The sequence below is a fragment of the Paenibacillus cineris genome, from assembly GCF_018333335.1.
GTDB lineage: Bacteria > Bacillota > Bacilli > Paenibacillales > Paenibacillaceae > Paenibacillus_AQ > Paenibacillus_AQ favisporus.
This window is the reverse complement of sequence record NZ_BORU01000001.1, coordinates 134,129-156,799: the sequence shown is the minus strand read 5'-3', so window position 1 is coordinate 156,799 and position 22,671 is coordinate 134,129. Positions and strand designations below refer to the sequence as shown.

24 protein-coding genes are annotated in these 22,671 nt (G+C 53.2%); 6 read left to right on the top strand and 18 right to left on the bottom strand.

Annotated elements, in window-relative coordinates; genetic code table 11:
- Positions 1-915 (top strand): glycine betaine ABC transporter substrate-binding protein, encoded by a 915-nt coding sequence (locus tag KI379_RS00900; RefSeq protein ID WP_089549968.1) that lies wholly within the window; start codon positions 1-3, stop codon positions 913-915.
- A gap of 180 nt (positions 916-1,095) precedes the next feature.
- Here KI379_RS00900 and KI379_RS00895 read toward each other — a convergent pair whose 3' ends face one another.
- The 5 genes from KI379_RS00895 to KI379_RS00875 form a co-directional block, all read right to left on the bottom strand.
- Entirely contained in the window at positions 1,096-1,857 is a 762-nt protein-coding gene (locus KI379_RS00895; protein ID WP_212982450.1) for a DUF6081 family protein, read from the bottom strand.
- A 46-nt stretch (positions 1,858-1,903) separates the two neighbouring features.
- The gene (locus tag KI379_RS00890; protein WP_076174866.1) at positions 1,904-2,815 is read right to left on the bottom strand and encodes a prenyltransferase; all 912 of its coding nucleotides are present in this window, start codon (positions 2,813-2,815) and stop codon (positions 1,904-1,906) included.
- Positions 2,816-3,218: 403 nt separating this feature from the next.
- The gene (locus KI379_RS00885) at positions 3,219-3,635 is read right to left on the bottom strand and encodes a VOC family protein (RefSeq protein WP_089549965.1); all 417 of its coding nucleotides are present in this window, start codon (positions 3,633-3,635) and stop codon (positions 3,219-3,221) included.
- A gap of 94 nt (positions 3,636-3,729) precedes the next feature.
- Positions 3,730-5,241, bottom strand: a complete 1,512-nt coding sequence (locus KI379_RS00880) for a YheC/YheD family protein (protein ID WP_212982448.1) — start codon at positions 5,239-5,241, stop codon at positions 3,730-3,732.
- Positions 5,242-5,435: 194 nt separating this feature from the next.
- A complete protein-coding gene (locus tag KI379_RS00875; RefSeq protein WP_212982446.1) occupies positions 5,436-6,266 on the bottom strand; it encodes an alpha/beta hydrolase in 831 nt (276 codons plus the stop codon).
- 336 nt (positions 6,267-6,602) lie between these two features.
- Here KI379_RS00875 and KI379_RS00870 point away from each other — a divergent pair, with 336 nt between their 5' ends.
- Positions 6,603-7,121, top strand: a complete 519-nt coding sequence (locus KI379_RS00870) for a DUF3231 family protein (protein WP_076174875.1) — start codon at positions 6,603-6,605, stop codon at positions 7,119-7,121.
- Positions 7,122-7,283: 162 nt separating this feature from the next.
- On the opposite strand, the gene tyrS is transcribed toward KI379_RS00870, so the two are convergent.
- The 7 genes from tyrS to KI379_RS00835 all read right to left on the bottom strand — a co-directional run bounded on the left by tyrS (position 7,284) and on the right by KI379_RS00835 (position 14,032).
- Positions 7,284-8,543, bottom strand: a complete 1,260-nt coding sequence (gene tyrS / locus KI379_RS00865; protein ID WP_076174878.1) for a tyrosine--tRNA ligase — start codon at positions 8,541-8,543, stop codon at positions 7,284-7,286.
- Between the two features lie 437 nt (positions 8,544-8,980).
- The gene (locus tag KI379_RS00860; protein WP_076174880.1) at positions 8,981-9,250 is read right to left on the bottom strand and encodes a metal-sensitive transcriptional regulator; all 270 of its coding nucleotides are present in this window, start codon (positions 9,248-9,250) and stop codon (positions 8,981-8,983) included.
- A gap of 120 nt (positions 9,251-9,370) precedes the next feature.
- Complete coding sequence (locus KI379_RS00855; protein ID WP_076174883.1) at positions 9,371-10,162, bottom strand: sulfite exporter TauE/SafE family protein; 792 nt, start codon at positions 10,160-10,162, stop codon at positions 9,371-9,373.
- A 71-nt stretch (positions 10,163-10,233) separates the two neighbouring features.
- Positions 10,234-11,388: an MBL fold metallo-hydrolase gene (locus tag KI379_RS00850; RefSeq protein ID WP_212982444.1), complete on the bottom strand. Its 1,155-nt coding sequence runs from the start codon at positions 11,386-11,388 to the stop codon at positions 10,234-10,236.
- 18 nt (positions 11,389-11,406) lie between these two features.
- Positions 11,407-11,802 carry a DsrE/DsrF/DrsH-like family protein gene (locus tag KI379_RS00845; protein WP_145946671.1) on the bottom strand — a complete coding sequence of 132 codons (396 nt, stop codon included), beginning with the start codon at positions 11,800-11,802 and terminating at the stop codon, positions 11,407-11,409.
- A 46-nt stretch (positions 11,803-11,848) separates the two neighbouring features.
- Positions 11,849-12,421, bottom strand: coding sequence for a sulfurtransferase TusA family protein (locus tag KI379_RS00840; protein ID WP_212982441.1), 573 nt, complete (start codon positions 12,419-12,421; stop codon positions 11,849-11,851).
- 273 nt (positions 12,422-12,694) lie between these two features.
- Positions 12,695-14,032 (bottom strand): helix-turn-helix domain-containing protein, encoded by a 1,338-nt coding sequence (locus tag KI379_RS00835; RefSeq protein WP_212982439.1) that lies wholly within the window; start codon positions 14,030-14,032, stop codon positions 12,695-12,697.
- 149 nt (positions 14,033-14,181) lie between these two features.
- Here KI379_RS00835 and KI379_RS00830 point away from each other — a divergent pair, with 149 nt between their 5' ends.
- Positions 14,182-14,940: an SDR family NAD(P)-dependent oxidoreductase gene (locus tag KI379_RS00830; protein ID WP_212982437.1), complete on the top strand. Its 759-nt coding sequence runs from the start codon at positions 14,182-14,184 to the stop codon at positions 14,938-14,940.
- 463 nt (positions 14,941-15,403) lie between these two features.
- Here the strand turns inward: KI379_RS00830 and KI379_RS34210 are convergent, their stop codons facing one another.
- Positions 15,404-15,526: a hypothetical protein gene (locus KI379_RS34210; RefSeq protein ID WP_260869427.1), complete on the bottom strand. Its 123-nt coding sequence runs from the start codon at positions 15,524-15,526 to the stop codon at positions 15,404-15,406.
- 188 nt (positions 15,527-15,714) lie between these two features.
- The gene (locus tag KI379_RS00825; protein WP_076174899.1) at positions 15,715-15,912 is read right to left on the bottom strand and encodes a YqaE/Pmp3 family membrane protein; all 198 of its coding nucleotides are present in this window, start codon (positions 15,910-15,912) and stop codon (positions 15,715-15,717) included.
- A 126-nt stretch (positions 15,913-16,038) separates the two neighbouring features.
- Here KI379_RS00825 and KI379_RS00820 point away from each other — a divergent pair, with 126 nt between their 5' ends.
- Entirely contained in the window at positions 16,039-16,719 is a 681-nt protein-coding gene (locus KI379_RS00820; protein ID WP_212982435.1) for an SOS response-associated peptidase, read from the top strand.
- A 44-nt stretch (positions 16,720-16,763) separates the two neighbouring features.
- Here the strand turns inward: KI379_RS00820 and KI379_RS00815 are convergent, their stop codons facing one another.
- The 4 genes from KI379_RS00815 to KI379_RS00800 form a co-directional block, all read right to left on the bottom strand.
- Positions 16,764-17,048, bottom strand: coding sequence for a DUF4183 domain-containing protein (locus KI379_RS00815; RefSeq protein WP_076174904.1), 285 nt, complete (start codon positions 17,046-17,048; stop codon positions 16,764-16,766).
- Between the two features lie 129 nt (positions 17,049-17,177).
- Positions 17,178-17,855: a DUF4183 domain-containing protein gene (locus KI379_RS00810; protein ID WP_212982433.1), complete on the bottom strand. Its 678-nt coding sequence runs from the start codon at positions 17,853-17,855 to the stop codon at positions 17,178-17,180.
- 228 nt (positions 17,856-18,083) lie between these two features.
- Positions 18,084-18,650, bottom strand: coding sequence for a UbiX family flavin prenyltransferase (locus KI379_RS00805; protein WP_212982431.1), 567 nt, complete (start codon positions 18,648-18,650; stop codon positions 18,084-18,086).
- 56 nt (positions 18,651-18,706) lie between these two features.
- Entirely contained in the window at positions 18,707-20,197 is a 1,491-nt protein-coding gene (locus KI379_RS00800) for a UbiD family decarboxylase (protein WP_212982429.1), read from the bottom strand.
- 127 nt (positions 20,198-20,324) lie between these two features.
- Between KI379_RS00800 and KI379_RS00795 the strand changes: the two genes are divergently transcribed.
- Positions 20,325-21,230, top strand: coding sequence for a LysR family transcriptional regulator (locus KI379_RS00795; RefSeq protein WP_212982427.1), 906 nt, complete (start codon positions 20,325-20,327; stop codon positions 21,228-21,230).
- A 131-nt stretch (positions 21,231-21,361) separates the two neighbouring features.
- Positions 21,362-21,589 (top strand): hypothetical protein, encoded by a 228-nt coding sequence (locus tag KI379_RS00790; RefSeq protein WP_089549950.1) that lies wholly within the window; start codon positions 21,362-21,364, stop codon positions 21,587-21,589.
- Positions 21,590-22,671 lie beyond the last annotated feature (1,082 nt).

Genomic DNA, 22,671 nt, shown 5'->3' with positions numbered 1-22,671 from the left:
ATGAAAAAACAGAAAAAATGGACGATCCTGGCCAGCCTCGGTCTGGCCGGCGCACTGATGCTGTCCGCCTGCGGCCAAAACGGCTCTGGCGGGTCGGCAAGCGGAGAAGGCAGCGCTGATTCCTTCGGTAAACAGGTCAACTACGAAATTATCGGTATCGACCCCGGTGCCGGAATCATGAAGGCGACCAACAAAGCCATCGAAGAATACGGCCTGTCCGACTGGAAACTGATTGAAGGCTCCGGCGCGGCGATGACGGCGACGCTGGCCAAAGACATTAAGGCCAAAAAGCCGATCGTCATTACCGGATGGACACCACACTGGATGTTCTCCAAATATGACCTGAAGTATCTGGATGATCCGAAGAAAGTATACGGCGAAGCCGAGGAAATCCATACGATTGCCCGCAAAGGTCTGGAGCAGGATGAGCCGACCGCTTACGCATTCCTGGACCGGTTTGAATGGTCCTCCGATGAAATGGGCGAGATCATGACGGCGATCCAGGATGGCAAGAAGCCGGAAGAGGCCGCCAAGGCATGGGCTGACAGCCACGCCGACCGGGTCAATGAATGGATCAAGGACCTGAAGCCTGTTAACGGCAACCCGCTGAAGCTGAGCTATGTTGCCTGGGATTCGGAAATCGCCAGCACCAACCTGCTGCAGTACATCCTTCAGGAGAAACTGGGCTACAAGGTAACCGCCCTGCAGGTTGAGGCAGGACCGATGTGGACCGGCGTCGCCAACGGGGACGTGGACGCATCGGCCGCAGCCTGGCTGCCGCTGACCCACGCCGATTACCTCGCCAAATTCAAGGATCAGATCGATGATCTGGGCGCTAATATGACCGGCGTCAAAACCGGCCTGGTCGTGCCGTCCTACGTTGACGTTAAGTCCATCGAAGACCTGAAGAAATAATTCAATTCATTCTCTATAGGTTCATATGAAAAGGAAAAAGGGCTGGGCCCCGGTAGATTGTTCTACCTGGGGACCCAGCCCTTTTTTTGCTGGAAGAGGAATCGGGTCCGTCATCCAGACACCGAACCGGTGCAGCCATTCTATAGAATGGCTCTGTTGCGCGCCTCTTCACTTTAACGTTTACTCTTCTTCAACAGCCCGCTTATTCTCCGAACGATCGTCGATCGTCACGGTCACCGGCGAATACTCGGCCGTCACAACCTGCCCATGAACGGACACGCTGCCTTCCGGCGAGATGTCCTTCTCAGTCATGATGCCGAGCGCGATCGTAAACTCGTTGAACTTGATCGGGATGTTCTTCTCCCGGCGGATTTCCGTGCCGTTCAAATAGAACACTGCTTCGTCATTTCCGCGGTCATACGTAATTTTGTAGGTGTTGAATTCACGTGGCTTAAAGTTGGTGTCTTCTTTAAAGATGCAGAAGTACCGGGTCTTGTCCGATGGCGGAACCTCTACCCCCGGGAAAGGAAGAACAGCGTACACGCTGGCATATTTGTCGTTGCCGGCAAAGAAATCCAGCGCCGCTCCGGTCGTGAAATCCAGCAGGTTAAGCGATACGTAACCGTCGTACAGATCGTTCGGCACGGTATTGACCGAGCGGGCGCGGATCTGCAGTTCGAAGTCGACCACTCCGTGCTCCGGTACTTTGACTGTTTCCACTGAATAATACATATGCTTCGCGTTGTCCAAAATTTGAATTTGGTCGTTTTGCCGGCTCAATGGAGCACGGACGTACAGAATGCCGTTGCGGACAATGACTACTGCATCAGGCTCCCGGTATTCCCAGAACGTACCGTCCGGCAGCGGAAAGCCGCCGATTTTCCAGACCTCGCCCTCCGACAGAATCGTATGAAAATCCCCAAAAACGCGTTGTTGTACCATGTAGCATCGAACTTCCTTTCTCGCTTAAGTCAATATGGCCGTAAGGTCAGATCAAGCCTTGTATCAGTAAACATATAATCATAATGATCCCGCTCCGCTGGGTCGATTTCACCGAAGCTCCCATCAGCGGAATATAGGCATGGCTGTTATTATGAGACTTCAGCTTGCCGTACACCTGGTACAGCGGAATCATGCCCGGCAGGGCCAGCAGTCCGTACACCGGAAGCGCCCCGGCAATGACGCTGACCACGAGCATCAGCGCGGACAGAAACAGCAGGAACCGGGAGAAGCCAAGCGCTCTTTGCTCGCCCCACACGACGACCAGCGTGCGTTTGCCGGCCTGGCGGTCCGCCTGCCAGTGTAAAAAGTGATGGTTGAACAGAATCAGCGTAGTTAACAGGCCGATCGGCAGGGACAAGAGCAGCGCCCGCAGATCCAAATGCGAGGTTTGCACATAATAGGCCCCCATGACCGGGAGAACGCCGAACGAGAGCAGGATTGCGACTTCCGAGTAGCCTTTGCCCCGGTATCCGAACTTCAGTGGCGGCGCCACATAGAAGTATGCGATCAAGCCGCCGAGTGCGCCGAAAATGAAAGCCCACGGCCCTGAGAATACGGCCAATATAATTCCGCAAGCCGCGGCAACGCCAAACAGCGCCCAAGTGACCGCCGCAAACTTGCGAATGCTCCATACGCCGCCCGTCAAAAAGCCCGAGTTCGTGGATACCGCATCCACGGCCTCTTTGGCAGCCGTATCGGTCCCGCTCTTGTAATCCCACAGGTCGTTCACCATGTTGGAGAACAGGTGGGCCGACGCCGCGCCGACGAGCGTAATCAGAAACAGCCAGACGTTAAAAACGCCGTTCCATACAAAAGCCCCCAACGCTCCCAGCGCGACCGGAATTAGCATGACCGGTACAACTCCGAAGCGTGAGGCTTTCATGAACTGTTTGAGCATGCACCATGCTCCCTTCCTTATAATGTGCCCATGAAAAATGGGTTCGTATAATTTTCGGGCGAAAACGCCGTATTGCCAAACAAATGATATTTTTCACAAACTTTCCCATGATGGATATCGTTAACGACATACAGGAAAGCAGGTTTGTATCATCCTTCACAAGGATATCACACTTTCGCGGATGTTGTCATCGGAATGTATAAATCAGGAAGATTCCATGCGATGTCAGGTTTCAGACCAAGCCAAAAAAGCCACGGCCCTCTTTCCCGCTGCCCTTCGAATGAAGAAGGGAACGTTCCGGTTGTGCCGTGGCTTGTTTCTGATTGACGAAAATCAACTGGCAGATTGTCTTAGAAGCGCCTGCCTGGATTCGCAGTCCGTACCGACCTGCCTGAACTAATTCCTATTGCTCTGTGCTGACCTGCCACGTGATGCCGAACTTGTCCCGGACCATGCCGAAGGCCGGGCTCCAGAACGTCTTCTGCAGTTCCATCAGCACCTGTCCCCCATCCGACAATCCGGCGAAGACCGATTGGAGACGCTCGCTGTCATTTGATGTAATGGCGATGCTCAACTGATCCCCAAGCTGATAAGGATTTCCCGGAAACGTATCGGAGAAGAGCAGCGTGTTGCCGTCAAATTCAAGTGCGGCGTGCAGTACGCGATCTTTGGCTTCATCCGGCAGCGGATGATCCGGATCCGGCATATCGCTGAAGCGGGACAGTCCCAGGTTTTTGGCCTGCAGCACTTTTTCATAAAACGCAACGGCCTCGGCACAATTGCCATTCATTACAATGTAAGGCGATATCTTTACACTCATTCGGGTAGTCCTCCTTTATCATATGGGACATGCACAATCCATTATATCCCACGCCTCTGCGATTGATAAGGACATGCTGAAAAAAGGACGCCGCCTACGAGCAGCCATCCTCTTCAATCACCCGGCGGCCCTTAATATACAGCCGGTTCCAATACGGATCCGAAAGCTCCGTGACCACGACGCCTCCCGCTTTGCAGGAATGAAGGAACCGGCCGCCGCCAAGATAAATGCCGACATGGCCGATTCGTTCCAGCCCTTTTTTATGCGTCCGGGAGTGGACGGAAAAGAACAGCAGATCGCCCCGCTGCAGGTTCTTTCTGGCCACGTCATATCCCAGGAGGCTTTGCTGTCTGGACGTACGCGGCAGCAGCAGACCGTTTCTGGCAAAAATAAATTGCATGAACGAGCTGCAATCGAACGCGTCGATGGACCAGGGCACCGCTCCGAACCGGTATGGAGTCCGGTAGAATGCCATGCCGTCCTGGATGATCTGTTCGATGAGCTCCGCTCTGGAGCATCCGGACGTATCCCGCGACCATGGAGGTGCCGCCGGAATAACCGCAGCTTGCGTATGAGCCAAATAAGCCGCGTATTGGAACGGCACCCGGATGCTTTTCAAATAAAGTTCGAGGTCGCGCTCCGTTCGCATGAACGGCTTGCCCGGCTTATGGTTCACTTCCAGAATATAGAGGGACCGATCTTCGCCTATGGCCAAGTCGACGCCCAATTCGGCAAAGCTCCGGTTGTAGTATAGCTCCAGCTGCTCCGCTACCCGCCGGGACAGGTCCCTTATCTGTTCGTACAGCCTCTTCGCTTCCTCCTCCCCAAATCTTTTGGCTAAAAAGGGATACCCCTCCAACGTTTGCCCGCCGTGCTCCGGATGCGTCGTCAGACGGCTTGTCTGTCCTACATGGACGACGAGCCCGGTAAAGCTCCAGCTGCCCAGCCCATCTTTCTGAATCAGCGCACGGCAGTCCCAGGGGTTTCGGCTGTTCACGCGCAAATCGAGCGCCGGCTGCATCATATAACCTTTGGCGGCCAGCTGATCTAAATATCTCCCTGCCGATTCCACCTTAATGCCGCGGCATACGCCCCCGTCTTCCTCAATAATCAGCATGTCCTTGCGAAGACTGATCCGTTTGATCCCGGTACCCGATTCTCCGCTGACCGGTTTCAGCATGAGCGCTTTGTGCTGCTCCAGCATGGAAATCCCGTCGGCCGCCCGAATCAGCAGCTCCGTCTCCACCAAATGCTCCGCGATTTCCGGAGACGCCTTCAGTCCCTGATAGACGACCCACTTATTTCCAAGCCAGTCCCCAAGAAAGGGCAGCCGGCTGAAGGATTTGATTTCTTCCGCTTGCTGGTAACCGCGGATCGTCCTGTAATGGCCTATATCATAAATGAGATCCGGAAATCCCTGTACCGTACGCACCCATTTATGCTTTTGATAAGTGTAACCGGTAATTTTTCGCCGGGCCAAGTTCACATCTTCAGGCGCAAAAAGAATCAACCGTTTGAAACCTGCCTCATTCGCTGCCTCAACGTAAGGAAGAAAATGGGACCTTCCGGCCGTCTTGGCAGACATTAGGCCGAGCGTGGTGTTCATACCCATCCCCTGCCCGAGTTTCCGATGCCAAAAGTACGGGTCATCACTTCTGTATCATCCTCCTGGGGGTTTTCAATTCAACTCGTTCGTAACCAGCGTATGCCTTGGAGGGGATGGAAGTGCTTATCCCCTCCTTAACGGCAAGAAGGGACGTCCGCTCCATAAGCGTCGTCCCTTTCTTTCGGGTGATAGCATTATTGTATGAAGTGCCGTTCTCTCAGCCAGGTCGCGCACAAGTCCGGCCATGCCTTGACGGCCTCTTCTTCCTCCGCGAGCCCAAGTCCGTGGCGTCCGGCCTCGAACACGTGCAGCGCATAAGGAATCTTCTCGCGGCTTAAAGCGAGGGCGAAGAGCAGGCTGTTCTCCGCAGGAACGGCCCCGTCATCAGCCGTATGCCAAATAAAGGCCGGCGGCGTATCCGGCGTGACCCGCGTCTCGTTGGACAAATATTGGACCAGTTCCGCGTCCGGCTCTTCCCCGAGGAGCGAATACTTGCTGCCTTCGTGGGTATATGGCCCGAAGCTGATAACCGGATAGCACAGCACCTGCAGGTCGGGACGGCTGCTCTCGCGCTCGACCGGATCTTCCGCATCCGCCTGGCCTGCATCAAAATGGGTACCAGCGGTGGACGCCAAGTGCCCACCGGCGGAAAAGCCCAAAATGCCTACCCGTGCCGGATCGATGTTCCAATCGGCCGCGAGGCTTCGCACCGTGCGGATCGCCCGCTGGGCGTCTCCCAGCGGAACCGGGTGACGGTTCGGCGACACGCGGTAGTTCAGGACAACCGCCGACACCCCGATGCTGTTCAGCCACAAGGCGATCGGTTCGCCTTCATGGTCTGCGCGCATGACGTAACCGCCTCCCGGGCATACCACCATCATCGGGAAAGGGCCTTCTCCTTCAAGCAGGTAAGGCGTAATGCTGGGGCAGCCCTCGTTCTCCGGCCCGCCTTGTCCCAGCGGAACATCCTCCCATAGTGGTATGCGCTGCTTGCTGTCAGGCAGTCTGCTTGCTGCTGTGCTCATTCGATCGTCCCCTTGTCATATGGTTTTGTCCACCATTTTACAATGGGAGCACACATAATTAAAGGGCTTACACTCAACTTGGCCGAAAAGTTAGCGCGACCCCCCCTGATCCTTCAGCTGCTTGATATACAATCTGCCAACGACGCTCCGTGCTGAAAACTCATCGGCCGGTCGGTTCGGTATCGTGCCAGTCGGTCATCGGAACGCGGTCCGGCGACTCGTGATATGCAATCCGGTTGCGGAGCTACAAGCTTCAGCTGCGTACATGAAACCGAAGGGAATTGCTCATAATGTAACGGTACTGCCCTACCTAAAACTAAGGAGAGAATGAAATCGATGGGTATTCTCGACGGAAATCCGAAACACCAGCCGATGCATTATGGCGAAGTCTTCAATTTATGGGAAGTTTCCATGATGGCCAAAGGACTCGTTTCCTGCTATCAGGTATACCTGAACCATGCCGGAGACAAAGACCTCAAACAAATTCTTGAGGACCTGATCGACCAAGCCAAGACCGAAATCAAGGAATGCGACAAGCTGCTGACCGACAACGGCGTCGTCCCGGCGCCGATTATGGCCGACAGACCGGCCGTCAATCTGGAAGACATACCGCCAGGGGCCCGCTTTATGGACCAGGAAATCGGCGCCAAGCTGGCAGCCGACACCGCTGCGGGACTGGCTGCCTGCAGCGCGATTATGGGCATGTCCATCCGCGAGGATATCGGCGCATTATTCGCCAAATACCATACGACTAAGACCGCCCTCGGCGTGCGGATTTTGCGCATGAACAAGGAAAAGGGCTGGCTCGTTCCTCCACCGCTTCACGTTGAGCGTCCGGTTGAGGAAAAAGCATAACCCAGCCCCTCTGCCGCTTACGGCGACTCCCGTTCACGTAGTTCGGAATGTACGGCAAAAAGGCTTTCCCTTCGTCCCCATGGACGGCAGGAAAGCCTTTTTTGTGATAGATCCCGTTTGACGTTCTAATGCAGTTCTGACTCCGACAAAAACGTCCGGAGACTAGGACAGCTTCACGAGATGGTATTTTTTCTTGCCTTTGCGGATGATAATGAACCGGCCTTCGATGGCATGGTCGGCGCTTACTTCAAGTTCTGTGTCGGTGACGCGCTCACCGTTCATGGAGATGGCTCCCGAATTCAGATCCTCGCGCGCTTGGCGCTTGGACGGCTCGATGCCGATCTCGACGAGCCAGTCGATGATGTTCTTGGACTCCTTCGAAGCTTCAAACGTCGGCATTTCCTTGAAGCCCTGCTCGATTTCGTCCGCGGTGAGCGACTTGATGTCGCCGCTGAAGAGCGCAGCGGTGATCTTTTTAGCTTGGGCCAGCATTTCTTCGCCATGGACGAACCGGGTCATTTCCTCGGCCAGCGTAATCTGTGCTTCGCGTTTGTGCGGCTCGGTCTGCACCTTTTCCGCCAAAGCGTCGATCGCTTCTTTGTCCAGGAAGGTGAAGTACTTCAGGTACTTGACGACGTCGCGGTCGTCCGTGTTCGCCCAGAACTGGTAGAACTCGTACGGCGTCGTTTTCTTCGGATCGAGCCAAATCGCGCCGCCGGCGGTTTTACCGAATTTCGTACCGTCCGCTTTCAGCATGAGCGGAATGGTCAGGCCAAATGCTTTCGCTTCCGGGCCTTCCTTTTTCCGGATCAGATCCAGGCCGCTCGTAATGTTGCCCCATTGGTCGGAGCCGCCGATCTGCAGCTGGACGTCCTCTTCCCGATACAGGTGCAGGAAGTCCATCGACTGCAGAATTTGGTAGGAAAATTCCGTGTACGAAATACCGGTTTCGAGCCGGTTGGCGACGATATCCTTGGCCAGCATCGTGTTAATGCTGAAATTTTTCCCGTAATCGCGGAGAAAATCAATGACGTTCAGCTGATGCGTCCAGTCGTAGTTATTCACCATGCGCAGCTGGTTGTCGCCTTCGGTCAGGAACAGCTTCTTCATTTGGGCGGTCAGGGCGTCCACGTTCGCCTGCACCTGTTCCATCGTCTGCAGCGTGCGTTCGGACTGGCGTCCGCTCGGATCACCGATCGTTCCGGTGGCGCCGCCGATCAAAATGACCGGCCGGTGTCCGGCCAGCTGGAACCGTTTCAGCATCATGAACGGGATCAGGTGCCCGATGTGCATGCTGTCCCCGGTCGGGTCGACGCCGCAGTACAGGGAGATCGATTTCTCCTCCGTCAATTGGCGGAGTCCCTCCGCGTCCGTCTGTTGGTTAATGGCCTCGCGCCATTCCAGTTCGTCAATAATGTTCATTTCCTTGTCCAGCTCCTTTGCTTGTTCATGATATATGGGGCTAAAAATCGGTTATACATGGATCGAGGCGGGCTTGTTTCTCCCGGATGCAAGGATTCCTCATGAAGCCGGAAAACGCAAAAAATCGCCCCCCGGCCTGAAACAGACCTAAGGGACGATTGTAATAACCGTGTTACCACCCACATTGCGCAGGGCCGCCTCATTCAAGGCATGCTGCACCACTCGACGGCGCATGTAACGTTGGCCATTCCGCTTGGCATTACCCAAGATACTCCAGAGTGTAATTCGTCAGGACCGTGTGCTGCCGGGTCGCATCGACCCCCGGCTTTCTGAGAACAGGGACTTCCCGCTACTTCGCTCTTTCCGCGTATATTCCGAATATTCAAATGGATAAGCAAAGTATATTGATTTCCACCGGGGTTGTCAAATGCCAGGGTTTACCGGCTTTTCACCAGCAGCTCCACGGCTTCCTTCACCATTTTTCCGGTGTCCATATTCCCGGCCGCCTGCTCCGCCAAAATGCACTGCTGCAGATTCTCTGCAACGATCTGGGCGATCGCTTTATCCGAGGCGTTGCGCACAGCGGACAATTGGGAGACGACCTCCTTGCATGATTTTCCTTCATCCATGAGGCGCAGAACGCCCCGGATCTGCCCTTCGATGCGGCGCAGACGTGTTTTCATTTCATCCGTGTAATTGTAATCCATGTCAGGATCCCACCTTTTCTAACGATATACCGGTATGGGTATATTATAGAGCAAAAAAAAACAAAACTACACGGGTACGGATCCCGCTGCCGCACTGAAATTTATTCCACCCGATCTTTCTCACAGCAGGGACGCCCATATTTTCACAGCTGTGAAGGCGATTAACACTACCAGCGCATACCGTAAAAATGTCACGTTCATCCTGGAGCTGATTCTCGATCCGAGCGGAGCCCCGATCAGGCTGCCAAGGACGGTAAAGACGGTCGGTCCGAGCGGAATGCCCCCGCCAGCGATTTTGCCGATGACCCCGCCGACCGCCGAAATCAGCACGATGGCCAGCGAGGAGGCGATCGTCGTCCGGGTTGGAATGCGCAGCACCGTCAGCATGATCGGAATCAGAATAAACGATCCGCCCGCACCCACGATGCCGGAAACAGCACCGACCAGAAAAGCCGCAATGACGGCTACGGTTTTGTTAAACGTCAGCGGTTCAGACCGGTTCTCCGTTCCCCGGTTCGGAATGAGCATGAGGACGACGGCAAGTACCGCCAAAATGCCGTAAATCACGTTGATAACCGTCCCGTCCATCGTTCCGGAGGCCAGTCCGCCGAGCAGGCTGCCGGCCAGAATGCCTCCCCCCATATACATGACGAGGCCTTTGTGCACCGCCGCTCCTTTCGGATCCGGTTTCGAACGGTACGCCAGCACGCCGGCCAGTGAAGAGAAGAAAACCTGGAACATGCTGATCGCGGAAACCTCGTGCGCGGAGAACGACGGCAATCCCAGCATAGGCGGAACATACAGCAGCAGGGGAAAATTGATGATCGCCCCGCCGATGCCGAGCAGTCCGGAGAAGAACGATCCGACGAGCCCCAGCAGCAGCATGACAGCGTAGAGCATCATATCCGCCATGGCGTCCTCCCTCCTTTCTCCTCCCTAAGCATCCTTAGTGAAAACAGGCTGTAGCGCATTTCGTACGCTGGTTACTTGTCATGAACCGCACAGCGGTTCGGCCCGATCTCCATCTCACGCTGCTCTTCTTCGGTCGGATGGATTTTGCCCATGTTTGCCTGCCGGATCTCCTGGTATGCATGAGGCTGCGGCGGGAGATTTTCCGTAACGGTGCGCCGGAACGATTCCTCGTCCTGAATGTTCAGCCCCGGATTGTGACGGAACAGGTCCGCCAGCCGGGCCATAACCTTCCCATCCTCTCCAAGCTCGGAGATTTTGCCGAAATGCGCCGGCAGGACGATCAAGTCCTCGGACAGCCCTTTGTACCGGTTATACAGCGTGCTCCGCAAGTCGTCCACCCAATCCTCCGCCTGGCCCGCCAGGTCTGGACGGCCGATGGATTCGACGAATAAAATATCGCCGGTCAGCAGATACTTCCCATCGATAATCAATGACGTGCTTCCAATCGTATGCCCCGGGGAATACACCGGCTCGATTGCGATAGTGGTGCTTCCCACGTTAATTTCCCGGCCTTCCTCCAGACGCTCATAGGAGAAGGTAACCTCCTCCGCATCTTTCGGCGGCAGCCAGTAGGCCGCTCCGGTGCGTTCGGCTAACGCTTTTCCGCCGGAAATGTGGTCGGCATGCAGATGCGTGTCCAGCGTATGCTTGATCACCGCCCCCAGTTCGCCTGCAAAGCTTTCCAGGATGCCGGTCATGCGCGGCGTATCGATAACGGCAGCTTCGCCGCCGGAAACCACCATATAAGACAGGCAGCCTTTGCCGATCCGCACGAACTGATACAGCGCACCCCCGCCGTTCAGTTCGGCGATCTGGACCGGTTCCAAATGCTCGCTCCAGGATTTCATGCCGCCTTCCAGGTAGGACACGCCGGTTCTGCCCGCTTCAGCCAGCTGTTCAGCGACGAATTGGGAGGATCCCTCCTTGGCGCACACGACGAGAACCTCTTTGCCTTCAGGCAGCCGGGCAAGGGCTTCATCAACACCGTCCAGCAGTTCGAAGTACGGGATGTTGACGATTTCTATCCGCTCCCCTTCGATCTTCCAGTCGTTAAAGTCACTCTCATTGCGCACGTCTAAAATCAACAGTTCTTCCTTGGCCAGAATCCGCCGTGTCAGCTCCTTGGCTGTCATGACGCCTGGATTCGTATTCACTGAAGCTGTCATATCAAAGTTTCCTCCTTGTCAGAAAGATAAGGTGACGTTAGCATCCTTGGCAAAGTCGAGAAAGGTCACCGCTCCGCCGACTTCAATCCCGTCGATAAAGTCTTCCTTCGTCAAATTCATGACGTCCATCGTCATTTGGCAGCCGATCATCCGGACGCCAAGCTCCTGCGCCATCGCGACCAGTTCCGGAATGCCCGGAACGTTAGCCTTCTGGAACCCTTCGGCGAAATGCTCGCGTCCGGCCGGCAGTGGCAGCTGTTGGTGGGCCTGCTTGTGAATCAGATTCAAGCCTTCGAAAGTAAAGAAGATGGCTACCTCCGCCTCGGTGGCTGCAGCCGCCGTGGCAATGTTAAACACTTTATAGGCATCGAACAGTCCGCCGTTGCTGGCAATAATCGCTACTTTTGTACTCATGGATCATACCTCCGTAAAATATTGAATTTGGTTTTTGGTTTTGGTTCTATTGATTTTCAATCGGTCCCGTCCATGCGGACATGCCGGGCACGACGTTGCTTACATGCTGAAATCCATGTTCGGTGAGAAGATGACATGCCAGATCGCTGCGCGATCCTGTGCGGCATACCACATGAATGCTGTCTTCAGGATCCAACTCCGAAAGGCGCGCCTCCAGGTCTCCCAGCGGAATGGATACCGCCCCGGGTATGTGGCCGAACGCATATTCAGCCGGCTCCCGCACGTCGAGAATGACTAAGTCCTCACTCGCTGCAAGCTTGCTTTGAAGCTCTTCATTGGTAGCGGTGTGCGGGTAATTCGCCGCTTCCTTCAACTCTTCCGGCCGGGATTTGCGCAGGTAATGCTTCAGCACATCCCCGTCTTCGAGCGTCCCTAGGTACTGGTGGCCCGTATTTTTGGCCCAGCCCTGCATGTCCGCCAAAGACCCCCGGTCCGTGGCCAACACCTCGATGACCTGCCCCGCTTCAAGCTGGTCCATTGCTTTTTTGGTTCGGACGATAGGCATCGGGCAGGACAAACCTTTGCAGTCCAAGGTGACATTTACCAATATATCCGCCATGCTTGTAAACCTCCCTTATAAAGTAAGATCCGGATGTGTGTTGCTCATTGATCGGGGTACTATACGTATACCCCTATGGGTATAATTCTAGGATGGAAGCAGCGAATTGTCAAACCGCCAAATCATGGAATATTAAAACAAGCCTCCTGCAGGACGCGCCTGCTGGAAGCTTGTTTATCTTTTCATTGTTGTCCTTAGACAGCAGCTTATGAATCGCCAAAGGAACTTGAGATCCGGGTATCCGTGTTAAACAGGGAACTTCGGTTCTTCTGGTTATTCCGGTTTTGGTTCTTTTGGTTCTTTCGGTTCTTTCGGTTCTTTCGGTTCTTTCGGTTCTTCTGGTTCTTCTGGTTCTTCTCGTTTTTCCGCCGCTCGCCCGGCTGAGCCCTCCTCCCGGTACCGTTTTGGCGTCACGCCGGTCATTTTTTTAAACACCCTGTTGAAGTAACTCTGATCGTTAAAGTTCAACCATGAGCAGATGTCCGAAACCTTGTATTTCGTCAGCATCAGCAGCTTTTTCGCCTCGTCAATTCTTTCGCGCTGGATATATTCGCTGATGGAGATGCCTACTTTTTTCTTAAACAGGCTGGATAAGTAGTTGGGGCTCAAATAGGTCAGCTTCGCCAGCTGCTCAAGTGTAATGTCGTCGTAGAGGTGGTCGGAAATATAGTGCTGGCAGGCCGTAATCGTCGACGAATACTGCTGCTCCTTAACCTTGGACACCCGTTCCGTAAACGCGAAAACCGCCTCGGTCATCACCTTGGATATCGCCTGCAGGCTTTCCTGCTCCTCCAGCTGCTGAATATAGTAATCGCTCAGCGTAAAGGCCGTCTCCTCGTTCAGCCCGCCTTCAATCGCCGCCCGGCAGATCAAGGCCACGCCGGTGATCATCAGGTTTTTCTCGCTGCGGATCCGGCTGCGTCTGGACAGCTTGCCCAGCTCGTCTTCGCCGATCAGCGAATAACGGACAACGTCCTGGACCTTATCGATGCGTCCCTTGCGGACATAATCCAGCAGCACCCGCTCATGCGAAAGGTTGGTATGGGAAATCAGGTTCATCCGTTCCCGCGAAATCTCCAGATCCGGCGTATGCGGCTGCTGATTCTTCGGTAGCTGCTCACCGCTGATCTCAACGATCTGTGCCGGGTCCAACCATTCCTGGTAGAGCAGGCTGTAAACCAACAGGCTCATGGAACGAAAACGCTCCGGGCCAATAACGGGCAGGGATTGGTAAAACTCAATCAGCACCCGGACATTGGAAAATTCGTGCATCAGCTCCGTAATGTAATCGATTTGCGTTTCGTCCAGGCCGGCGTCGAGACAGGGCCCAATCACCATTTGCCCCAAGGCTGCTTCTTCATGCTGCAGGCCGATTCGAAAAAAATGCAGCCTGTTGATGGAAAAAAAGGTCGGCATCTTCTTCTGCCCGCCGTTTACTGCATGTTCCCTGATCTGCTCCTGAAGCGGAACATAATACGGGCTCTGGCGGATGCTCGCAGCGGGACTTTCATATGCAAATTGCCCGCGGGTGTTGACGTAAAATACAGACACGCCATGGGCCTCATGCAGATGGTGGCACACGTATTTGATTTCTTCCAATGCGAACCGCATGACGCCCCCCCTTTTGCCGGCATAAATGATAACGGTTTCTTTACATTAAAATAATACAATTAAGCGTAGAAAAGTACAATAATTGCCGATCAAACCCTCGTACAATGGTCAATGAACAGATCAAGATCAACGATTAGGGGGAATGTACGATGGAATTGGAAAATAAAATCGTGCTGGTCACCGGCGCCGGAAGCGGCATCGGCAGAGCCAGCAGTTTAAAAATGGCCGCTAACGGGGCCAAAGTTGTGCTGGTCGATTTTAACCGCGAAACCGGCGAAGAAACGCTGCGGATGGTCCAGGACCAGGGCGGCGAAGGCATTTTCGTTCAGGCGGACGTATCCAAGAGCGAGGACGTGCAGCGTTACGTCAATGCCGCCGTGGACACCTATGGCCGGATCGATGCCTTTTTCAACAATGCCGGCATCATCCAGAAATTTTCATTGCTGGCCGACGTGGAAGAAGCGGAGTTCGACCGCCTCGTTGCCGTTAACATGAAGGGTGCCTTCCTGGGGCTGAAATATGTGCTTAAAGTGATGGAGAAGCAAGGCAGCGGTTCGATTATCAATACGGCGTCGACAGCCGGCATCCGCAGCGAGCACAGCGTGTCCGTGTACTCGGCAACCAAGCATGCCGTGATCGGATTGACGAAGTCGGCAGCCATGGAATACGTGAAAAAGGGCATCCGGGTCAACGCCATCTGCCCTGGCGGCGTACAGACCTCGCTGACCCAAAGCGTGGAAGAACAGTTCAAAGCGGGCGGCTATATGCCCGAAGAAGTCAGCAACATGCGGATCGGACGCTACGCGCAGCCGGAGGAATTGGCCGAAACGGTCTCCTTCCTTGCCTCCGACCGGTCAAGCTATATGGTTGGCTCCATAGTCCTTGTGGATGGCGGCCTGACACTGTAAGCTGCTTAGCTTACGAGGAAAACCCTCTCTGGAATCAGAGAGGGTTTTTGTCATTCTCAAATACTGAACACACCTGCCAAACACAGCAGTCCACCGAAGATCATAAGAATCATGCCGGCAAAGCTCAGGTACCACCGCCGATCCTCGCTAAGCTCCGCATCCCAATCCTCGCTGAATCTTCAAAAGCCACCACAACTCCGGCTTTTTTCTGGCAAACCAGTCCATCGCAGCGAGCACGATTCCCATGATCAGCACCGGCATATATATCGACTCCTTTATGGATAGAACGGGATCACGCAGCCGTCGTTCCGGGATAAACAAGTCAGCTGAGCAATTTGATAAGTAACCGAGGGAGATACAGCAGCACATCCAAAAACCAGGCGGATCTATCCGCATAACGTTCGATTTGATTGTACCTCAAATTTTTCATAGGGCCACTCCTTTTAAATCAATGGCTGCCTGCTTACGGAGCAAACGACACATGCCGGATGATGTAACGCACCACAAAGAAACTGATGATAAACAGTGCCGCCAACCCGAGCAGGAAAAAAATCAGGATCTTATCCCCTAAGGAAAAACGCTTCATGGGTTCCACCTCGCAATTTTTCCTTAATTATACAGGAAAGTGGGCTGTATGTTAATTTTTGTTGCCATAAAAAACAGCTGGGTGAAAATAACATAATTGAATCCTATATAAAGGGAAAAGGCCCCCACCTTTGGGAACCTTTAATTGATATCAGACGCCAGTTCTATATTATATGAATGACCCTCGTTTTACCGATGCTGCTCCCGAATCGCCCGTACGATCCGATCCGCCCTTTGATCTTCTTTGTATGAATGAACCACAAGCATCGCATGAATGACGCCCGGAATGTAGCCGATACATGTAAGGATGATGCTTAAGATGAACTGTCCCAATTTACCGCAGCTCAGAACGGCCAGCGGCGGAAGGAAGCATAATAAATAACGCATTGGCGTTAACCTCATTTCTGTTTGAATGATCTATAATACGCCGCCGCGGTATCTTCGTTTCATTTTGTGCCGCACTCATTTTTTGGGTAATAAAAGAAAACGGAGATGAAGTAAGGAGGACATGACATGTGCGGACGGTATACATTGGCGGTTGAAGAAGAGGATCTCATCCAGCCATTTGGCATCGATGATGTCCAGTATGAAATAACTCCACGGTATAATATAGCCCCGACCCAAACGGTTGCTGGCGTTCGAAGCGATCACGGAAAGCGGATATTGCAGGGGTTTCACTGGGGGCTGCTTCCGTTCTGGGCCAAGACGAAAAGGATGGCTTACCATACGTTTAATGCCCGTGCGGAGTCGATTGACAGCAAGCCGGCATTTCGGTCAGCTTTTCCTGAGAAACGAATGGCCGTGTTGGCAGACGGATTTTACGAGTGGACTCATGAAGGCGAGCATAAGCAGCCCTACCGGTTCCGGGTGAAATCGAGAGACGTGTTTGCTTTTGCCGGCCTGTACGATGATTGGAAAAGCCCTGAGGGCGAACTGTTCACGAGCTGCACCATCATAACGACAAAGCCGAATTCCCTTACGAAGAAGGTCCACGACCGTATGCCCGTTATTCTTGGTGAGGAAGAGCTGAACATCTGGCTGGATCCCGGCGTGTCCGATAAGGACTTGCTGCAGGGGCTGCTGCGGCCTTACGAGGCAGAGGACATGTGCTCCTATCCCGTGTCGAGATCGGTCGGAAACGTGCGGAACGAAGGTGAAGAATTGATCGAGAAAATCGCCCTGAATTCCAAATAAAAATGCAAAGAGGACCTCCGGGTCATCCGTTAGTCCTCGTCTGATCAAGAAACAACAAACTGAACGACAACCGGGGTGCCGGGGTCCAACACATCGCCTCCAGGAATGGTAAGCGTCGTTGTTGTCACTGACGAAACGTCGGCCGTCTGCATCAAACCATTCAAATAAAGGTTGTAGTAGTTGAACGTCCCCGGAAATGCCGTAGCAGCCACTCCAGCGTCATTGGTGAAGGCCGTTGCGGCTATAGCGAAGGTCGCTCCGGTTCCTGTACCTGCACCAATGGTCGAAGTGAATCTCACGCTGTTCTGATATGGGGTTACGATGGGCATATTCTCCCCTCCCTTCTTGGTTGAGGATCATATAGGTTTTCACACCAAAATCTTTGAAAACCATCGGATCCTCTACCCTATTAAATGCAAGAAGGATAGGATTGGCTTGGGAGAAAATACGAAAAAGTGCTAGACTGTAATATTCGCCGTTAACTGCACCGTTTCCAAAACAATGGGAGTCCCCGCATATATCGTCGTGCTTTGCGGTGGAAAATATAGTTCCGACCGATTGATACTGTACGAATTCCCCGGCTGGATGATCCCATTGATATAGAGGTTGCTGAAACTGCTGGGACCAAGCGTCGAAAAATCGGCAACCGCATCGCCTTCATCATTCGTGAATTGGCTCGCCGCAACCGCGGCTGACGCGGTTAAATCCAGATCGGTCTCCGGCTCATAAAAGTAACGGGCGGCCGTCGGCAGCACAGTTACTCCTGGTATAACGACGGGTCCAGGCGGGCCCTGCGGACCTTCGGGTCCTTCCGGACCAGCCGGCCCTTGAATGCCCGGTGCGCCTGGTGCCCCTTGCATCCCTGATGCTCCTTGGGGGCCAGGGTCACCCGGTTGTCCGGGGAGACCCTGTACACCTTGCGGCCCCTCCGGCCCGCGCAGACCTGACGTCCCGGGAGGGCCCTGCACCCCCTGTAGGCCTTGCGGTCCGGGAATCCCGGGCAGTCCTGCCGTACCATCCGTCCCACGTCCCCCCCGAGGACCATGATCGCCCTGCATCCCGGTTAATAGCGCCAGCTCTGCTTTGATTTGTGCCTTGGCTTCCTCGATTGCCGCTTGTAAGGCATGCTGATCCATCAAACGGATCTTCCGTTTTCTTTTAGGGTTCACCTTTTTGCAAACGACGGCCCTTTTGATTCTTTTCGCGCCGATGCATTTTATTTTCTTCTTTACATATGTGCGCTTCGTTTTTCCTCCTTTTCTCATTTGCGGCACCCTTCCCTTAAAAAATTAGGAATATGTGTATATGACATATGTATATGTCCAATGCACATCATGGGAGTGGACTATTCGCTATCTTCGGTGTTACCTCTCTCTCATTCCCTGCCACCTTTTCCCCTGCGGTAAAGATATGCCGAGCTGGTCCACCGTACGGACCACGATATGCATGATCAGGTCCTCAATGGCCGCCGGATGGTTATAAAAGGCTGGCACAGGAGGCATAATCGTCGTGCCCATGCGGGACAGCGCCAGCATATGCTCCAGATGGATATCGTTCAGCGGCGTTTCGCGCGTAAGCAGGATCAATTTTTTTCGTTCCTTCAAAATGACGTCGGCTGCCCGGGTGAGCAAGTTGTCGCTTAATCCCATGCGGATGGAGGCGAGCGTCTTCATGCTGCAGGGCGCTACGATCATGCCGTCCATCTGGAACGATCCGCTTGAAATAGCCGCTCCCAAATCTTTGTAACCGTACACTTGATCCGCAAGTTTCTCTACCTCTTTTACCGTGTAGGGGGTTTCATGCCGGATATTTGCAGCCGCCCAAGGAGAGACTACGGCATGCGTTTCGACGCCCGCCTCCTTTAACGCTTGAAGCAGCCTGATGCCGAATATCGCGCCCGTCGCTCCGGACATGCCCACGATGATTTTCATAAGCCCTCTCTCCTTCGCATCCGTAAATGCAAGTTTCACTCATTTCTTTTGATGAATCATGGTGCTGAAGTTCCTTCGGCGGCAGCAAACAAACGAATGGCGCGCTTGCGTATTTCCTCCGGATAACCGGCGAAGGAGGCTTGAAGCGGTGCATAGCCATCCGGCCATTCATTCGGAGAAAGGCAATTGTATACGATCTTTGTCGTCGCAGCCTTTCGTTTTTCCTCCTGATCCAGGTAAGCGACAAGCGGCAGGACCGGCTGATCGGCAAAATGCAGGATTCTGTCCGGATGGCAGCGGGTGGCCGCCGCCCAGACGACCTGGTCAATCCGGCTGGGATCGATATCATCGTTCACGACGATGATTTTCGGAATGTAGGAGCCGCCGCGGCAGGCGAACACTACCTCTCCGATTCGGCGGGCGAGTTCCTTCGAATCGGCATATGCCCCCGAGGAATCTACCGTCACGACAAGCCAATGGACCGCGGATTCGAACGGGATGAAGCAGCTGCGGACAGGCAAGCGATGGCGCCGCAGTTCATGCTGAATGCTTGCGGCGATCGCGACGCCCCAGTTCGTATGATTCTCCTCGGGCGGCATCCCTGCAGCCACCGCCGGCATGATCGGGTCAAGACGGTGAGTCATCGCCGTAACGCGGAAACACGGCACTTCTTTCTCGTGCCCTACCCACGTATATCCCGCATACTCCCCCATCGGACCTTCAGGTACGGTCTCATTCAAGGATACAAAGCCTTCAATGACGATTTCGCTGCTTGCCGGTACCTTAAGATCATGGCTTTCGCAGCCGACGACTTGAAGCGGTTTGCCGTACCATCCGCCCAGCAAATCGGCTTCGTTCGCGCCGTCAGGCAGAGGATATCCGGCGATCATGGCGATGCCCGGATCCACGCCGAGACAAAGCGCATACGGCATGTCCTGGCCGATCTCCTTCCACTGCTCGTATATTTTGCCGATATGCTGGGATGGCACGATAACGCCGGCCATCGTCCTTTTGCCATGCAGCATGACCCGCGTAATCGACCAGTTCACCCAGGATCCGTCAGGCGAGCGTACGATCAAAATGCCGTATGTGTTGATGTAGCGGCCGCCGTCGCCGACATGCAGGTACGGAACCGGAAGGCTCGTCAAATCGATGTCCTCCCCGAACAGTTTCTTCTCCTTGCACGGCCCCTCCGGCACTTCCTGCGGCGGCAGCGGTTTGGCTTCGGGGAGATGGGACCAAGCCTCAACCAGCTCCGCAATAGCCGTCTCGGCGGGGAGCCCCAGTGAAAGCGCGATCCGCAAAAAAGGATGACGTTCATTCGGACTGAGACCGACTGGCGCACCCAGCACGCGAAATCCAGGGGCGCTGTCCTTGATCTTGCAAAACAGCGGCGCCGGGGCCGGCCGTTCATAGGCGTAACGGATCATCGCTCCCATTTCCAGATTCCAATCCACCTCCTGTTCGATCTTGATCATATCGCCGTATTGCTCCAAGGCCTCGATATATCCCCGAAAATCGATGCCGGTTGCTTGAATTGTTTTCATTGCCTGACCTCCCGAGTACTTTAAAATGTCTGCATACAAAGCTTACATCCGAGCTCTTTTATATGTAAAATATATATTAAGGTGGTTTACAATATAAAAAACATATGTGGTGAAGAGGTACGAGAATATGGATTTAAAAAAATTGGCCTATTTCGTGACGATCGTCGAAGAAGGACAAATTACCCGCGCTGCGCAGCGGCTGCACATCGCCCAGCCTCCATTGAGCATTCAGCTCAAATCCCTGGAGGAAGAACTGGGTGTGACCCTGATCGAACGCGAAAACAAAAAATTCGAGATTACGCCGGCCGGGTGGACGCTGTATAAACGAGCCAAGGAGGTGCTCCACTCGATTGACGGGATGGTGGCGGAAATTCATGATCAGGAACAAGGTATGCGCGGTACGCTATCCATCGGTACGGTCATGTCCTGCGTTCCCTACCTGCCTTCCGTCGTCAAACAGTTCCAGCAAACTTATCCCCGGGTGACCTTCCGATTATGGGAGGATGATTCCTATCGGGTGGAAGAGCTGCTTCAGCAAAAAAGAATTGAACTGGGGCTCGTCAGGCTTCCCCTGCAGTCCGATTTAGGCGCCTATACGCCGGAGGTATCGATTGACCGGCTGCATACCGAACCGTTGGTAGCGATTCCGCCGGTCTCCATAGCGCTGGATGGACCGATCCTTGCGGTCGAGGAGTTATGCTGCCATCCACTGCTGATTTTGCGCGGACAGGGGGACTACGGAGTTTACCACCGGTTTATGGACATTTGCAAAATCAGGGGGCTGGAACCAAACATAGTATGCGAGAGCCCCGACGTATCGACGCTCATGCTCCTCGCCGAATCCGGCATCGGGATCGCCGTCGTTCCCCGCTCGGCTCTGCTGCTCCGTCTGGAGCGGGTGAGACATGCTGAAATTGCTCCGCCCATTGAATCGGACACAGCTATCATCACGTTGAAGGATCAATATCTCCCGGCAGCAGCCCGGAATTTCAAACAGCTGCTGCTCGAATCCATGGGAAACGGCCGAAGCTAAAAAACCTTCCGCATCCATCATTTGCGAAAGGTCTTATATTTTATGGCACAACGATGGCTGCATCATAGAAAAATGCAAATCGCTTTCCATTCGGGTACAATAAAACCAAACGACCTATGGAGGCTGCAACGATGAATATGGAAGAAGAACCAAAGCAACAGGCGATTCCCGCCGAAGACGACCAAGGCAATTTCAAGCTGCTCGACACCCAGCGTATACTATCGATCACGTCCGAAATCGAAGGCGACGAGGACAGCGCAGCGATTTTCCATTACGACGACGGCAAAAAGTACAAATACGTGCACAGTGAGAAAGCCATGAAACAGTTCGGGGAGTGGATTCAAAAAGGGGAAGGTTAAACGCTATGTTGAGGATCGAAGGGCTGCCGCTAGGCAGCTCTTTTAATAGGCTTACTGCTATAAAAGAGAACGAGTCCACTCTTCATAGTTAAATAAAAATGCCTCCTTGCAGTACCATTAGTGGTACAACAAGGAAGCAAACAACACCTAGCTATTATTATTGGGCCTAGAAATTTCTTTACGTATCTCTAAAAACATCAGATATAATCTAAGGAAGAAACCAATGAACAGTCCCACCCCTATGATAAATCCTACTTGCCCCAACAATACTAAAATGTAAGAAATTACACAACCTAATAATATCAACCCTATGAGTTTCATTTTCCGGTCTCCTATGATGGTAATTTACTGGTTTAAATACGAGCAGAACGATTCCAGCCTTTACATATAATCCAATAAATGCTATTACAGACCATTTTATAAGATGAGCAGGTGTATCGCTAGGTCAAAAAATATTAGAATTGTTCGTAAGTCAATGTAAAAATAAGCCTACAGGTGTTTGTGACTCTGTGGTTTTACTTTTATGATATAGTATGTAAAAAATCCGCTCTTTTACTTTTGTTGCTACACATAAGGAGTGTTTTGATTTGATGAGAAGATTTGCTACGTTCTTACTTAGCGTAATAATTAGCGTAATTGTTTGCTATACCCTGGCAGCAGTAAGCGGTGCAGGTGATACTGGCCTTATTGTTTCATTATTAATTACGATCTCGCTTCAAATCTCATTCTTAACGGTGGTCTGCATTTTTAAAAAATCATAGCAACAAACGCATGAAAAAGGATTCGTTATTCGGATGCTTTTTTCAATTTCAAAATTATTAATAATTAACACAGATAGTTGAACGGCTAAATAACGGAGAATGCAATGAACGCAACTTCTAGAAACAAAAAAGGGTAAATTCAACCTCATTGCGGACGTATTTATTACCACCACGAATCCAGTGAGATTCAAATATCAAATGGGCTGTGGATACTGTTTTTAAGAGCAAACTGATCCGCTCATCCATGCCCTTCTCCCTTGGGTTCTTGATTCGAAAAATAAAGCCCCAAACACTCACGAGGGCATTAAAATAGCGTTCCTT